Source organism: Afipia carboxidovorans OM5, assembly GCF_000218565.1.
In the GTDB taxonomy this organism is placed as follows: domain Bacteria; phylum Pseudomonadota; class Alphaproteobacteria; order Rhizobiales; family Xanthobacteraceae; genus Afipia; species Afipia carboxidovorans.
On record NC_015684.1, the window covers coordinates 681,639 to 694,973 of the forward strand.

The window sequence follows — 13,335 nt, forward strand, 5'->3', positions numbered from 1 at the left end:
GTGCAATGAGAACTTTTCCAGTCCATGAGGCGGATGTGTCAAACGACCGCGGCGGTTCGTCGGGCACATTGTCGGAAGCGATCCTGTTGCCCTGCCGGGATGGGCTGATCTCGATCGAGGGCATCGTGCAGCGCGTCGATGGCGAGATCGGCGCGGCCGCGTTGCGGCGTCTTGTCGAGATCGTCGAGCGCGACGGGCCTGCGGCGCTCGCCTGCGCAGAGGGCGATTTCGTTGCGCTGGTGCAGGCGCGTGATGCCGTCCATGCGTTCAAGAGCTTCACCTCGCAATACCAGATCTACTACCGCGAAGCGGATGGGCTGGTCGCCAATCGTCTGTTCGCGTTCTGGGATGCGGCGGGAGAGTGGAACGAGGATTACTTTGCCCGTCACGTTCTGATCGTGCCGGGCTATCAGTTTCTCTCGCGCGAGACGCCAATCAAAAATGTCGTCCGGGTGCTGCCCGGCGAGCTTGTCTCGCTTCGCGCGCAACAGATCGACCGCAGGCAATTGGTGCGCCGGAATTATGCCTATCGGTTCGATCCCGATCAGCGCCGCGAGGAGGTGGCGGAGCAGGTGCTTCATCTGCTGCGCGATGGCGTCAAGACGCGGCTCGCCGCGCGGCCGCAGGCCCGCATCTGTGTCGAGATTTCCGGCGGGCTCGATTCGTCCTTCATCGCGTGCCTGCTCGGCGAACAACTCTCCGGCGGCATTCGCGGCGTGATGTTTTCGCAGCCGCGATTGCCGTCGCATGCGATCAGCGAGCAATACGCGCGCGACGTTGCGGATCGTTACGGGATCGAGCTTGTGGTGCTGCCGCCGGAGGACTTGCCGGTCGGCGTGCCTGACGCGCCGGGCTATTCCGACGAGCCGAGCGATTTCTTCTGGTTCGGCGATATTTTCTCTCGCGCGGTGGCAGGATTAGCTGCGCCGAATTCCTATGTCTTCACCGGCTTCGGTGCGGATCAATTGTTTCTGCGCTCGCCGGCGTTTCTGCCGCATCTGTTGCGGCAGAAACAATATCGTGCCTTCCGGAACACGCTGCCGGAAGCGAGCCGGCTGCTGTCGCGCGGTCAGGTCAGCATCGGCTGGCAATGCCTGCTGTCGCAGATACCCGCCGAACTGCACCGGAGGCTGCAGCACGCGTGGCCGTTCCGGGGCTGGAATCCGTGGGATGTCTCCGACGTCAACATGGAACGCGCTCTGACCGACGACATCGCCTGGCTGCGATGCGGGAAAAGCCTCGCCGCCTATTCGCAGGAAAGAGCAGTTGCGGAAGCGACACTCGTCGGCAACGGCATATTGTGCGACGACTGGGGATATTTTTCCGCACCGCGCGCCGTGACGCAGGCGCATTTCAGCGGCAAGTCGCTGGTCGATGCGTCGCCGTTCTGCGATCTGCCGTTGCTCGATTATGTTTACGATCAGATCAGCGCGTTGCTGGTTCACGATTTCGGCGCGCGCTACAAGGAGCTGCTGCGCGATGCGCAGAAGGGTGTCGTGCCGGACAATCTGCGCAATCGCCAGAACGATACGTTTGTCTTCAACTCGTTCCAGATGGCTTATATCGATGCGACGAAGGAGCGGCTTGAAAGTCTGCTCGACGAGGTCGATGCCGCGTGGATCGATGTCAAAGCCGCGCGGCTCGCGCTTCAGCAATTGTCGTTCGGCATGGCCTCGAGCTCGACGCGCTCGGTGACGGCGCTGCTCGGCTATCTGCAGTGGCGGCGGTCGTTTCTCGATTTCTGCGCGCAGCGAAAAGCGAGCGCGGACCATGAAAACGCGGATGACGGGTTCTTTCAGGCCAGCAGGGCAGGGTTGCGGAACCTGGGGTAGTGTCGCGCATTGGCCATCATCACCCGGATGATGGAAAGCGCCACGAATGGCCCTGTTTCGCGTGACACCGACATCCGGCGACCGCTACATCGCCGAAGAGGTCGCCTCGCATGCGCGCCCGGCGCCGGAAGGCGTGGCTGAGGCTCTGACGTGGGGCGCGGACGAGCATCTTCTGCTTGGTTGCGCAGCCGTGGCGTGGCTTGTCGCGACGGCCCGACGTTCGCCGCTAGAGCCTGCCGCCAAACATCTCCTGATTGTCGCCGCCACGACGGCCGCCGTCCCGCACGTTCTCAAACTCGTGTTCGATCAGCAGCGGCCCGATCGTCGGATCGCGCGCAGTCGCCTTCATGGCATCCCTCGTTCGGGTGACAGCATGGATGCCTTCCCTTCCGGCCACGCGCTGCATATGGGCGCGCTGGCGTCAGCGGCGTCGGTGCTACCGAAGCGATATAAATGGCCGGTCTGGGGCCTTGCCTTGGGATTGTCCGGCACGCGCGTCGCCATTCTCGCGCATTGGCTGTCTGACGTTGCCGCCGGCTTTGTCATGGGGATCGGTCTGGAGCGCGCGATCCGCTGCTTCACCGGCTATCCGGATGCGCGCCTGCGCAAGCTGATCTCGGACGAGAAGAAGCCGTGAGCGAGTATCTCATTCGCTTTCTGCTCGGCGGGCTGTTCGTCTCGTTGTTCTCTATCATCGGCGACATCGTGCGGCCGAAAAGTTTTGCGGGCCTGTTCGGCGCCGCGCCATCGGTCGCGCTCGCCACGCTCGGCATCGCGTGGGCGGAACACGGCGCGTCCTATGTCGGCGTGCAGGCGACCGCGATGATCTGGGGCGCGATCGCGCTGGCCTGTTACAGCATCGTGGTTTGTCAGTTGCTAATGCGCGCGCAACTCGGCGCGCTGGCGGCGACGCTGGTTGCAATGCCGGTCTGGCTTCTCGTTGCCTTCGAGTTTCATGCCGTTGCGGGGTAGTGCATGCAGATCGGCCTTTCGACATCGCCGCTCGCCAACAGCCGCTGGTATGAATACGTTATCCGCTTCGTGCTCGGCGGCGCGGTGACGGTGTTCACCGGCATGATCAGCAGCGAATTCGGTGCATCGATCGGCGGACTCTTCCTCGCATTGCCTGCGATTTTCTGCGCCAGCGCCACGCTGATCGAACGGCACGAAATTCGCCGGAAACGCGACGCGGGAGGCGAGGGTGCACGTCGTGGTCGAGGCGCGGCCGCGCTCGATGCAACCGGTGCCGCACTCGGCAGCGTTGCGATGGTCGCGTTCGCTATCGTGCTGCTTGTCACCACGTCATGGGGTGCGGCCGCAGCCTTCGCTTGCGCAAGCCTCGCATGGGTCGTGATAGCCGTTGCGATGTGGGTGCTGCGGTGGATCGTCAAGCGCGGGATCCGCCGTGCCCGCGCGCGCCGCTAAACCGCGCTACAGCGGTTTTTCGACCGTCGTTCCCGGCGCGCTGACGTGCACCTCGTGGCCTTCGCGAATGGCAAGGGACGCGGCTGCGACGGCGGATTCGAAGGCGGCTTCCTTGGTCTCGTAATCACCTTCGATATTGCCGTCGTGAAGGATGCCCCATTTGTTGTCGACCTGCGTCACGGCATAATTGGCGAGACCCATCGCATTCTCCTCATGGCTCAAAGGAAAGGCCGGCCGCCGGTGACGGCGACCGTGGTGCCTGAAACGTAGCTGGAGAGCGGATCGGCGAGCATGACGTAAGCCGTCGCAAGCTCTGCCGGCTGCCCTGCGCGCTTCATCGGGGTGTTCTTGCCGAATGTCTCCACCGCCTCGGGCGGCAGAGTGGAAGGGATCAGCGGCGTCCAGATCGGGCCGGGCGCAACCGCGTTCACCCGGATGCCTTTCTCCGCCAGCATCTGCGCAAGCCCTGCCGTGAAATTGTGAATGGCGCCCTTCGTCGTCGCGTAGGCGAGCAGGTTCGGATTTGGATCGTCGGAATTGATCGAGGCGGTGTTGATGATCGCCGCGCCCGGCTTCATGTGCGGCACGGCGGCCTTGCACAGATAGAACATCGCGTGGATGTTGACGCGGAACGTCAGCTCCCATTCCTCGTCGCTGATGTCCTCAAGGTCCTTGAACGACGCCTGATGTGCGGCATTGTTAATGAGGATGTCGATCCCGCCGAATTCCGACACGGCGCGATCGACGATCGCCCGGCAATGTTTGGCGTTCTGAATGTCGCCGCGCACCAGCACCGCGCTCTGGTTGGCCTTGCGGATCAGCGAAGCGGTTTCTTCGGCATCGTCGTCTTCTTCGAGATAGGCGATCAGGACGTCAGCGCCCTCTCTGGCGTAGGCGATGGCTACCGCGCGGCCGATGCCGCTGTCGCCGCCGGTGATGATGGTGCGTTTGCCGCGCAGGCGGCCGGAGCCCTTGTAGGTCGTCTCGCCATGGTCCGGAACCGGGTCCATCTGCGCGGTGTGGCCCGGCATCGGCTGCTGTTGCGACGGAAAGGGCGGGTTCGGATAGTTCATCGTGACCTCGATGTGGAGGGTTTCGAGGTCTCAACCGCGGGCTCAAACGGGAGTTCCTGACAGCAAAAGCGGCCGATTGCCTGAAACGGATCGGCGGCCGGGCGATTATTGAATGGCGGTTCGCCTGTTCCGGAATCGCAAACCAACAGGCGGCGAGCCATGCCCGGAAAACGCATCCAGTTCGACGACGATACGCTGTCCAAGCTGAACGAACTCGGCCGCCGGCGGATGGCGACGTTTCAGGAGCTCGCGGACGAGGCTTTCGCCGATCTGATGAAGAAGCATCACGTGCCGCTGGATCTGCGCGATGCATTGAAGAAAAGCGTCCGGGAAGAAAAGCAGGCGGAAAGCGCGCGCCCGCGAAAGCGCGAGGTTGCGCGATCCGACGCCAAACGCACCGCGCGCGGAAGGGGCCATGCGCGTTTGCGTAAGCGTTCAGTCGGGCGTTCCGATGGGCGCGCTTAAATCCCCACCGGGGCCGAATTGCGTCCATCTCTGCGTCGACATGCAGCGGCTGTTCAGCGTGAACGGGCCATGGCCGGCGCCGTGGATGCAGCGGGTGCTGCCGGCTGTCGAGCGGCTGGTCGCGCACTGCCCGGAGCGCACCGTGTTCACGCGCTTCATTCCGCCTCCGCGCCCTGAGGACGCTTGCGGCATGTGGCGCGCTTACTATGCGAAATGGTCGAACGTGACGCGGGAGGCGATGGACCTCTCGCTTCTCAGGCTGATGCCGGAGCTGGAGCGCTTCGCGCCGCCCGCGCCGGTGATCGACAAGCCGGTTTATTCCGGTTTCGCGACCGGCGCCCTGCACGCCTATCTGCAGGGCAAGGGCATCGACACGCTCATCGTCACCGGATCGGAGACGGACGTGTGCGTGCTCTCCACAGTGCTCGGTGCCGTCGATCATGGCTACCGGATCATCATCGTGAAGGATGGTCTGTGCAGTTCGTCGGACGAAGCGCATGACGCATCGCTGAAGCTCTATGCGCGGCGCTTCCAGACCCAGATCGAACTCGCCGATGCCGCCGAGGTGCGGGACGTCTGGCGGCCATGATTGCGCGCGGTTCGCGGTGCGGAACCTCAAGTGAGCCTGCGCGTTTCGGCTCTGGAGTTCGTTAGCATGAGCAACAAGAACAAGCGCGAGCCCGCCCGGAACGGCGACATGACGCGGGTGTTCGCGGAGATCGCGAACTGGACTTCGCAGGCTGCGGGCCGGGCCTCGACCTTCATTCTGGCGGCGCTGGTGGTGTTCATCTGGGCGATGTCGGGACCGATCTTCCATTATTCCGACACCTGGCAACTCGTGATCAATACCGGCACCACCATCATCACCTTCCTGATGGTGTTCCTCATCCAGAGTTCGCAGAACAGGGACAGCGCGGCGATTCAGGTGAAGCTCGATGAGTTGATCCGCGTGAGCGCCGCACAGAATTCGTTCGTCGGTATCGAACATCTGACCGACGCCGAACTCGAGGAGATCCGGATCAAGTGCGAGACTCGGGCCGAGGTCGAGAAAGCCGGCGAGCGGACGGTCGAGGAAACCGCCGTGAAGGCAGAGATCGCGAGCGAAAGGGCGATTTAGATGCTGGCTCAACCGCGCAACGTGATGTCGGTCTGATGCTGGATCGTCGAAAATCAGGGCGAGTTCTGATCGGCACATCTGGCTGGCATTATGCGTCGTGGCGCGGGCCGTTCTTTCCCACCGGCCTGATGCTCAAGCATCAGTTGCAATTCTATGCCTCGCAGTTCGAGACCGTCGAGCTCAACGGCGTGTTCTATCGCATGCCGACCGAGCAGGCGGTCGAGGGCTGGCGGGATCAGACCTCGAACAATTTTGTTTTTGCCTGGAAGGCCTCGAAATACATCACGCACTGGAAACGCTTGTCTGAGCAGAGCGCCAACAGTCTTGCGTTGATGGAGCAGCGGATTGCGTTGCTGGGATCAAAGGCGGGGCCGGTGCTGTTTCAACTGCCGCCGAACTTTTCGGCGGATGCGGATCGGTTGAAGCGATTTCTCCGCGGGTTGTCACGCCGCCATCGCTGTGTTTTTGAATTCCGGCATCCCAGTTGGTATTCGGCGGAGACATTCAAAATCCTCGCACGGCACAACGTCGCGCTGTGCATTTCCGATCATCACGATGCGCCTTCGCCTTGGGAGCAGACGGCGGATTTCGTCTACCTGCGCGGCCATGGGCCGGGCGGACGCTATCGCGGTCACTATTCGGCCGCGACGCTGACGACATGGGCGGAGCGGATTGCTGCGTGGCGGGCGTCGGGATCGGACGTGTTTGTCTATTTCGACAACGATCAGAAAAGCGCCGCGCCGCTCGATGCGGCGAAGCTGCGTGCGTCGTCCGATGAGGCCTCGGCGGCGCCGCGCCGGACCGCCCGGAGATAGGCGGCCGGAGATAAAAAGTCGCGGCCGCTGTCGGAACGCGCCGCGCGCGCTTTTTTTGAATAAAGACGGAGGATTTTCCATGGAACAGCCAGAATCCGAACGGCGCCAGGTGATGGATCACGAGCCGCGATGGACCGAAGACGATCTGCAGCGGCAGGAGTTCGGGCCGCGCGGCGTTCCGGGCAAACCGGACCCGGCGCGCATGGTGCCGCAACAGAAGAAGAACATGCCGGAGAATGCAGAGGGAGGGCACACCGCGTAAGCGTAGGAGTGCGATGTGAGTGTGAAGACAGGCGAGCCGCCGCTCGCCACGAACAAAGGGACGGATCGGCCATGGCAGCGCCCCGGCCACGCCGCGCAGGACCTCAAGCCTGCACTGCCCGATCGGGAAATCCGGGAACGGCAATATGAGGACACGATCGGCGGCGCCGATAACGCGCCCTATCAGCAGGAGCCGTCGTCGGCGGCCTCGGCGCCGCGATATCCCGCCGGGCAATCGAGCGCGGTGGGTGAAGAGGGTCGCGTCGGCGAGCCGCTACCGATCGTGCTTCTCGTCATTGCCGCCATTCCCATTGTCGGGTTGATCGTGGGGCTGATTTGGTGGGTCGCGAGCTAGCGACGCGCTTATTCCGAAAGTGCCCGCGCCCGCCATGTTCCGTCATGGATCAGGTTGCGCATTAGTTCGATCAGCACGCGGGCCACGGCTTCCGTGGAGAGCATGTTGATCGGCCGCTGCGAGACGACGACCGAGACCCGCCAGTTCGGCGTCGGGTTCATGATGGCGACGGTGCCGAACAGGCCCGCCTTGATTTCCTGCAACATCGCGAAGTGCGGCATAATTGTCATGTAGCCGGCCTTCACCAGTTCCACGATGGCGTTGAACGAGTCGCTCTCGATGATCACCCGCGGCGTAATGCCGTTGCGGGTGGAGAGATGCTCGATGTAGTTGCGCAGCACATGCTGCTTGCCTGGCAGCACCAGCGGAATGCTCTCCAGCTCGGAGAAGCCGATCGAATTACGGTGAAGGATCGGGTTCTTGCTGTCGGCCACCAGCACCAGATCTTCGATGCCGACAGGATGCAGCGAGATGTTGGCGAACACGCGCGGATCGTACAGCACCGCGATGTCGAGCCGCGCGTTCTGCATCCATTCGTCGAGCGTGCCGGTCATCGCCTCGATCAGATGAATCGAGATGTTCGGATAATTCACCTTCACCTTCTCGATCAGTGCGGCAGACAATCCGCGGCAGGCGGATGTCGGAAAGCCGACCAGCACCTTGCCGCTCGGGTTGCGCGACTGATTGACGACGGTTTCCTTGGCGAAAGCGACGTCCTTGAGGATCGAGCGCGCATGCGCATACAGCGTGTGGCCGACTTCGGTGAGAAACACGCCGCGCGCATGGCGATGAAACAATTCCATGCCGAGTTCGGCTTCGAGATCCTTGATCTGCTGGCTGAGCGAGGGCTGCGAGGTGCGCAGAATCTCGGCGGCACGCGAAAGGCTGCCGGAATCGGCGATGTACACCAACGATCGCAACTGTCTCAGATCCATGATCTGGCCTCCTGAAATTGGCCTTGGGGCTCAGAAGAGGGGCGCGTGCGTGCGCATTGTGTCGCAGCCTGTCAGTTGCCGCGGCGTCACTCGGTCCGGTGGTATAATGCATTCCAAACGGTAACCCTCAAGCCTTTCTGTATACCGGCTGGTCAATTATTAAGCGGGCTTTTTGCCACTTCGGTGAGCAACTGCACAACACTATAAGAATTGCCTATAGCTAAGATAGTGATTTCATCTTTGTGCAAATGGACGTCTTGGTCTCCAATCTGTCATGAGGTTCGCAAAATTATATCGCACGAACGAGCCGAAGGAGGAGGGAGCATCAATGACTCATTTGACATGGACCAAATTATTTCTTGCCGGTGGTGCAGTCGCTCTCATGGCAGCGCCCGCGATGGCGGAGCAGCAACCATGCATCGGTAACAGCGTCGCGCTGACGGGCCCTGCCTCTTTCGGCGGTACCGCGGTGAAATACGGCGCGGAAGTCGCGATCGATGAAATCAACGAGGCCGGCGGCGTCCTCGGCAAGAAGCTCAAGCTCATCCAGTACGATGATGCCGGCGCTCCGCCGCGCGGCGTCGATAACGTGCGCCGCATCGCGCTGTCCGACAAATGTGTCGCGATTTTCGGCGGCTATCACTCGACCGTCGGTCTTGCGCAGGTCGGTCCGGTGAATGAGATCGGCATTCCGTGGATCGGCACGACCGGTGCCGGCACCAAGATCACCGAAAACGGCGGCTCGCCGAATTACATGTTCCGCGTGTCCGCCAAGGACAAGTGGGTTGCGCAGTTCCTTGCCGAGCAGGCGCTCAAGGCCTCCAAGACCGGCAAGGTCGCCATCATGTATGAAAACACCGGCTGGGGTAACGGCGCGCTGCCTGATTTCAAGGCAGCGATGGAAGCCAAGGGCAAGACTGTCGCAGCGATCGAAACCTTCAACTGGAACGATCAGGACATGACGGCGCAGGCGATCCGCATCCGCGATTCCGGCGCCGATGCTGTCGTCACCTTCGCGCTGGACCGTGAAGGCAACCAGATCGTCCGCAGCTTCGACAAGATCGGCTACAAGCCGGCCATCTTCGGTGCGTGGGGTATTGCCGGCAATCTCGGCGATCTCGCGGGCCCGCTCGCGAACGGCGTGCGCGTGATGCAGACCTTCACCTGGATGGGTGAGATGAATCCGCGCACCAAGGCGGTGTGGGAGAAGATCCAGAAGAAGTTCAAGCTGAAGGACCCGTCCGAGCTGAAGATGGGCTCGGCGACCGCGAACTCCTACGACGCGGTCTACATCCTCGCCAAGGCGATCGAGAAGGCCGGCTCGTACGACTGGAAGAAGGTGCACGACGCACTCTACACCGTGAAGTACGACGGTCTCGTCGCGAAGTATGATCCGGCGTTCGATGCATCGAACCCGGAGCGTCAGGACGCCATTTTGCCGCAGTACTACAAGCTGACGGTGTGGTCTGACGGCAAGCTGTTGCCGATCGAGCAGACGGCCTACGGCAAGGCCAGCAACTAAATCATTCACCTTGGCCGCCCGCACTGGTGCGGGCGGCCTCCTCCTTCACTCCGGACGTCGTGAGTGCCTGCGTGCCTCGCGATCGGGACCGGTGTGCGTATGGCGGATCAAATGCAATCGATTATCCAGTACGTTCTGTCGGGACTTGCGATCGGGGGCTGTTACGCTCTCGTCGCGCTCGGCTTCCACATCATGTGGTCGACGGCGAAGGCTGTGAACTTCGCCCATGGCGACACTCTCATGCTCGGCGCGGTCCTGACGATCATGGCGCTCGATCAGGGCGCGCCGCTTCCCCTCGCAATTCTCGGCGCCATCGCAGCCTCGTGCGTGTTCGGCATTCTGCTCGAACGGTTCGCCGTGCGGCCTTTCGCCAAGACCACCAGCTCGATCGGCTGGATGCTCACCACGATCGCAATCGGCATCATGCTGCAGGCCTATGTGACGATGGAATTCGGCGGCTTCTCGCGCGCGCTTCCGTCGCCCGGCGTGGAGAAGGCGATCTCGGTGATGGGTGCCGGCGTCTATCCGCAGGAGCTCGTCATTCCGGTCGTCGCGTTGCTTGCGATGCTCGGTCTCGGCTGGATGCAGCGTCACACGCTGATCGGCCGCGCGATGCAGGCGGTGTCGTTTGATCGCAACGCCGCTGCGCTGATGGGCATCAACGTCAACTGGATGTTCGGATTCTCGTTCGGTCTTGCCGCCGCGCTCGGTGGCGCGGCCGGCATCCTGATCGCGCCGATCACGCAGGCTTCCGCGTCGATGGGTCTGACACTTGGCCTCAAGGGCTTCGCGGTCGCCATCATCGGCGGCATCACCAGCGCGCCCGGCGTGGTTCTCGCTGGTCTCGGCTTTGGTGTCGTCGAGAAGTTCGTCGAGGGTTACATCTCGACCGCCGCGCGCGAAATCGTCGGCTTCGGTCTCACCATTCTGGTTCTCCTCGTCTTCCCGCAAGGGTTGTTCGGCAAGCGCGAGGTGTTCAAGGTATGACCCAGCGTCTTCTCACGCCGCTCGCCTTCCTCGCGCTGGCGGCCTTCCTTATCGCGCTGCCGTTCACGGCGGACAACGAGTACTCGCTGCGGCTGTTCATGCTGTTCGCGATCTACGCGATCGTGGCGCTCGGCCTCAACGTGCTCGTCGGTCTCGCTGGTCTGATCTCGCTCGGCCAGGCAGGCTTGTTCGCGCTCGGCGCCTATACGGGTGCGATTCTTGCGACCCGTCTCGGCTGGGATTTCATCTTTGCGGCGATGGCCGGCACCGTGGTTGCCGGTGCGTTCGGCGCGCTGCTCGCTTATCCCACGGTGCGGGTGCGCGGCGTCTATCTCGCCGTCATCACCATCGCGTTCGGCCTGATCGTCGAAAACGTCATCATCGAGTGGGATCATCTCACCGGCGGCACCACCGGCATCAGCAGCATTCCGAAGCCGGCGCTGTTCGGCTGGCCGCTCGACGGTTTCCGCTACTACGCCGTGCTCGCGGTGCTTCTGTTTCTTGTCGTGGTCATCACCCACAACATCAAGCAGTCGCGTTATGGCCGCGCCATGCTGGCGGTGTCGCAGAGCGAGACCGCGGCACGCGGTGTCGGCCTCAATGCCACCGGTGTGCGCACGCTCGCCTTTGTCATCGCCTCGTCGACGGCGGGACTTGCCGGCGTGCTCTATGCCTACCTCAACCTCTACATCTCGCCTGACAGCTTCACCTTCAACGACTCCATCCGCTTCCTGCTGATGGTTGTGCTGGGCGGCGCAGGCACCACGGTCGGCGCACTGATCGGCGCGCTGATCCTGACCTATCTGCCGGAGTACCTGCAGCAGCTTCAGTACTGGCAGCAGTTCGCCTACGGCCTGTTGCTGGCGCTGGTGATGTTCGTGCTGCCGCAGGGCATCTTCGGCACGCTCTCGCATCTCGTTGCGCGCTTCTTCCGGCGTGCGCCCGCACCGTCCGAGATGGCGGAGAGCGAGATCGAGAAGGTGCTGAAGGATGCCAAGGCGGGTTGGGCACCGGCGTCTTTCTCGGCCGAAGGGCTCACCATCCGCTTTGGCGGCCTCACCGCGCTCAACAAGGCGTCGATGCAGGTTGCGCCGGGCGAGATCCATGCGCTGATCGGCCCGAATGGTGCCGGCAAGTCGACCATGGTCAACATCATCACCGGCTTCTACCGGCCCAATGAAGGCACCGTCACGCTCGACGGCGTCAACATGGCCGGCTCCCCGCCGCACGCCGTGGCGCGCAGCGGCGTCGCGCGCACCTTCCAGAACACCGAACTGTTCGGCGATCTGACGGTGCTCGAGAACGTCATGGTCGGCTTCCAGAAGCGGCTCTCCTACGGGCTGTTCGCGGCGGCCTTCCGCACCGGGCGCTTCCACAAGGAAGAGGCCGAGTGCCGCCATGCCGCCGAGGCGCTGCTTGCCTTTGTCGGCCTCACCGGCTTCGCCAATGAGAAGGCACGCTTCCTGCCGTTCGGTATGCAGCGCCGTCTCGAGATCGCCCGTGCGCTTGCGACCGCGCCGCGCCTCCTGCTGCTCGACGAACCGGCGGCCGGCCTTACGACGCAGGAAATCGACGAGCTCGATCGCATGATCCGTCGCACCGCGGCGCTCGGCATCTCGGTGCTGCTGATCGAGCATCACGTCGATCTCATCATGTCGGTGGCCGATCGCGTGACCGTGCTCGACTACGGCGTCGTCATCGCCAGCGACAAGCCTGGCATCATTCAAAACGATCCGCGCGTGATCGAGGCCTATTTCGGCGTCGCGCCAGCGGCCCAAGCGGCGGAGGGAGCCTGACCATGAGCACAAGCGCAAACGATGTGCTGCTTGAGGTTCGCGGTCTCGAAATCCAGTACGGCGCCGCGATCGCCGTGCGGGGTGTCGATCTTGTCGTGCGCCGCGGCGAATTCGTCTCCGTCATCGGCAACAACGGAGCCGGCAAGACCTCGATCCTGCGCGGCGTCAGCGGCCTGGTGCGGCCGCGCGCCGGCAGCGTTCTGTTCAAGGGCGAGGAGACCGCGAACTTCCCCGCGCATCGCAAGGTTAGCCGTGGCCTCGCGATGGTGCCGGAAGGCCGCCTGATCTTCGCCGACCAGACCGTCGAGGATAATCTCATCCTCGGCGCGTTCGGCCGCTGGAAGCGCGAGCGCGACGCCGTGCTGCGCGACTTCGAGACTATCTTCGACCTGTTTCCGCGGCTCAAGGAACGACTCCATCAGCGCGCCGGCAGCCTGTCCGGCGGCGAGCAGCAGATGCTCGCGGTGGCGCGCGGTCTCGTCTCCAAGCCCGACCTTCTGATGATCGACGAGATGTCGCTCGGCCTCGCGCCGAAGATCGTCGAGCAGATGATGGGGGTGCTGCGCGATCTCAACTCGGCAGGACAGACTATCCTGCTGGTGGAGCAACTGGCGGCGCAGGCGCTTGCGATCTCGCATCGGGCCTATGTCGTCGGTCACGGCAAAATCGAACTTGAAGGGCGTGCGGACGAACTGGCGGGCTCACCGGCGGTGATGGAAGCATTTCTCGGAAAGAAGCACTAACCCGGGATT

General features: G+C 62.9%; 17 protein-coding genes. 13 read left to right on the forward strand and 4 right to left on the reverse strand.

Features of this window, described 5'->3' with window-relative positions; translation table 11 throughout:
• The first annotated feature begins 35 nt into the window (after positions 1–35).
• Genes OCA5_RS03250 through OCA5_RS03265 form a run of 4 tightly spaced genes read left to right on the forward strand, consistent with a single transcriptional unit; the run spans position 36 to position 3,257 of the window.
• On the forward strand, positions 36–1,832 hold the full coding sequence (locus OCA5_RS03250) for an asparagine synthase-related protein (protein ID WP_012564615.1): 1,797 nt from the start codon (positions 36–38) through the stop codon (positions 1,830–1,832).
• 46 nt (positions 1,833–1,878) lie between these two features.
• On the forward strand, positions 1,879–2,469 hold the full coding sequence (locus OCA5_RS03255; protein WP_013912832.1) for a phosphatase PAP2 family protein: 591 nt from the start codon (positions 1,879–1,881) through the stop codon (positions 2,467–2,469).
• The gene (locus OCA5_RS03260; RefSeq protein ID WP_012564612.1) at positions 2,466–2,804 is read left to right on the forward strand and encodes a DUF3147 family protein; all 339 of its coding nucleotides are present in this window, start codon (positions 2,466–2,468) and stop codon (positions 2,802–2,804) included. The genes OCA5_RS03255 and OCA5_RS03260 overlap by 4 nt, the downstream gene beginning before the upstream one ends.
• 3 nt (positions 2,805–2,807) lie before the next feature.
• Positions 2,808–3,257 (forward strand): hypothetical protein, encoded by a 450-nt coding sequence (locus OCA5_RS03265; RefSeq protein WP_012564611.1) that lies wholly within the window; start codon positions 2,808–2,810, stop codon positions 3,255–3,257.
• A gap of 6 nt (positions 3,258–3,263) precedes the next feature.
• Here the strand turns inward: OCA5_RS03265 and OCA5_RS03270 are convergent, their stop codons facing one another.
• From OCA5_RS03270 to OCA5_RS19365, 3 genes are all read right to left on the reverse strand, one after another.
• On the reverse strand, positions 3,264–3,458 hold the full coding sequence (locus OCA5_RS03270) for a hypothetical protein (protein ID WP_012564610.1): 195 nt from the start codon (positions 3,456–3,458) through the stop codon (positions 3,264–3,266).
• A 17-nt stretch (positions 3,459–3,475) separates the two neighbouring features.
• On the reverse strand, positions 3,476–4,330 hold the full coding sequence (locus OCA5_RS03275) for a glucose 1-dehydrogenase (protein WP_012564609.1): 855 nt from the start codon (positions 4,328–4,330) through the stop codon (positions 3,476–3,478).
• 105 nt (positions 4,331–4,435) lie between these two features.
• Entirely contained in the window at positions 4,436–4,747 is a 312-nt protein-coding gene (locus OCA5_RS19365; protein WP_193372365.1) for a hypothetical protein, read from the reverse strand.
• 34 nt (positions 4,748–4,781) lie between these two features.
• On the opposite strand from OCA5_RS19365, the gene OCA5_RS03285 reads away from it, so the two are divergent.
• The 5 genes from OCA5_RS03285 (at position 4,782) to OCA5_RS03305 (ending at position 7,343) form a co-directional block, all read left to right on the forward strand.
• Positions 4,782–5,384: a cysteine hydrolase family protein gene (locus OCA5_RS03285; protein ID WP_013912833.1), complete on the forward strand. Its 603-nt coding sequence runs from the start codon at positions 4,782–4,784 to the stop codon at positions 5,382–5,384.
• A gap of 66 nt (positions 5,385–5,450) precedes the next feature.
• Positions 5,451–5,912, forward strand: a complete 462-nt coding sequence (locus OCA5_RS03290; RefSeq protein WP_012564606.1) for a low affinity iron permease family protein — start codon at positions 5,451–5,453, stop codon at positions 5,910–5,912.
• 35 nt (positions 5,913–5,947) lie between these two features.
• Positions 5,948–6,727 (forward strand): DUF72 domain-containing protein, encoded by a 780-nt coding sequence (locus OCA5_RS03295; RefSeq protein ID WP_012564605.1) that lies wholly within the window; start codon positions 5,948–5,950, stop codon positions 6,725–6,727.
• Positions 6,728–6,806: 79 nt separating this feature from the next.
• Positions 6,807–6,989 (forward strand): hypothetical protein, encoded by a 183-nt coding sequence (locus OCA5_RS03300; RefSeq protein ID WP_012564604.1) that lies wholly within the window; start codon positions 6,807–6,809, stop codon positions 6,987–6,989.
• A 15-nt stretch (positions 6,990–7,004) separates the two neighbouring features.
• Positions 7,005–7,343: a hypothetical protein gene (locus OCA5_RS03305; RefSeq protein WP_013912834.1), complete on the forward strand. Its 339-nt coding sequence runs from the start codon at positions 7,005–7,007 to the stop codon at positions 7,341–7,343.
• An 8-nt stretch (positions 7,344–7,351) separates the two neighbouring features.
• On the opposite strand, the gene OCA5_RS03310 is transcribed toward OCA5_RS03305, so the two are convergent.
• Entirely contained in the window at positions 7,352–8,278 is a 927-nt protein-coding gene (locus OCA5_RS03310) for a LysR family transcriptional regulator (RefSeq protein WP_012564602.1), read from the reverse strand.
• Positions 8,279–8,606: 328 nt separating this feature from the next.
• Here OCA5_RS03310 and OCA5_RS03315 point away from each other — a divergent pair, with 328 nt between their 5' ends.
• The 4 genes from OCA5_RS03315 (at position 8,607) to OCA5_RS03330 (ending at position 13,326) form a co-directional block, all read left to right on the forward strand.
• Positions 8,607–9,800, forward strand: a complete 1,194-nt coding sequence (locus OCA5_RS03315; protein ID WP_012564601.1) for an ABC transporter substrate-binding protein — start codon at positions 8,607–8,609, stop codon at positions 9,798–9,800.
• A gap of 111 nt (positions 9,801–9,911) precedes the next feature.
• Complete coding sequence (locus tag OCA5_RS03320) at positions 9,912–10,787, forward strand: branched-chain amino acid ABC transporter permease (protein ID WP_013912835.1); 876 nt, start codon at positions 9,912–9,914, stop codon at positions 10,785–10,787.
• Positions 10,784–12,583, forward strand: coding sequence for a branched-chain amino acid ABC transporter ATP-binding protein/permease (locus OCA5_RS03325; RefSeq protein WP_012564599.1), 1,800 nt, complete (start codon positions 10,784–10,786; stop codon positions 12,581–12,583). Before OCA5_RS03320 ends, OCA5_RS03325 begins: the two co-directional genes overlap by 4 nt.
• A 2-nt stretch (positions 12,584–12,585) precedes the next feature.
• A complete protein-coding gene (locus OCA5_RS03330; RefSeq protein ID WP_012564598.1) occupies positions 12,586–13,326 on the forward strand; it encodes an ABC transporter ATP-binding protein in 741 nt (246 codons plus the stop codon).
• The last annotated feature ends 9 nt before the right edge of the window (positions 13,327–13,335 follow it).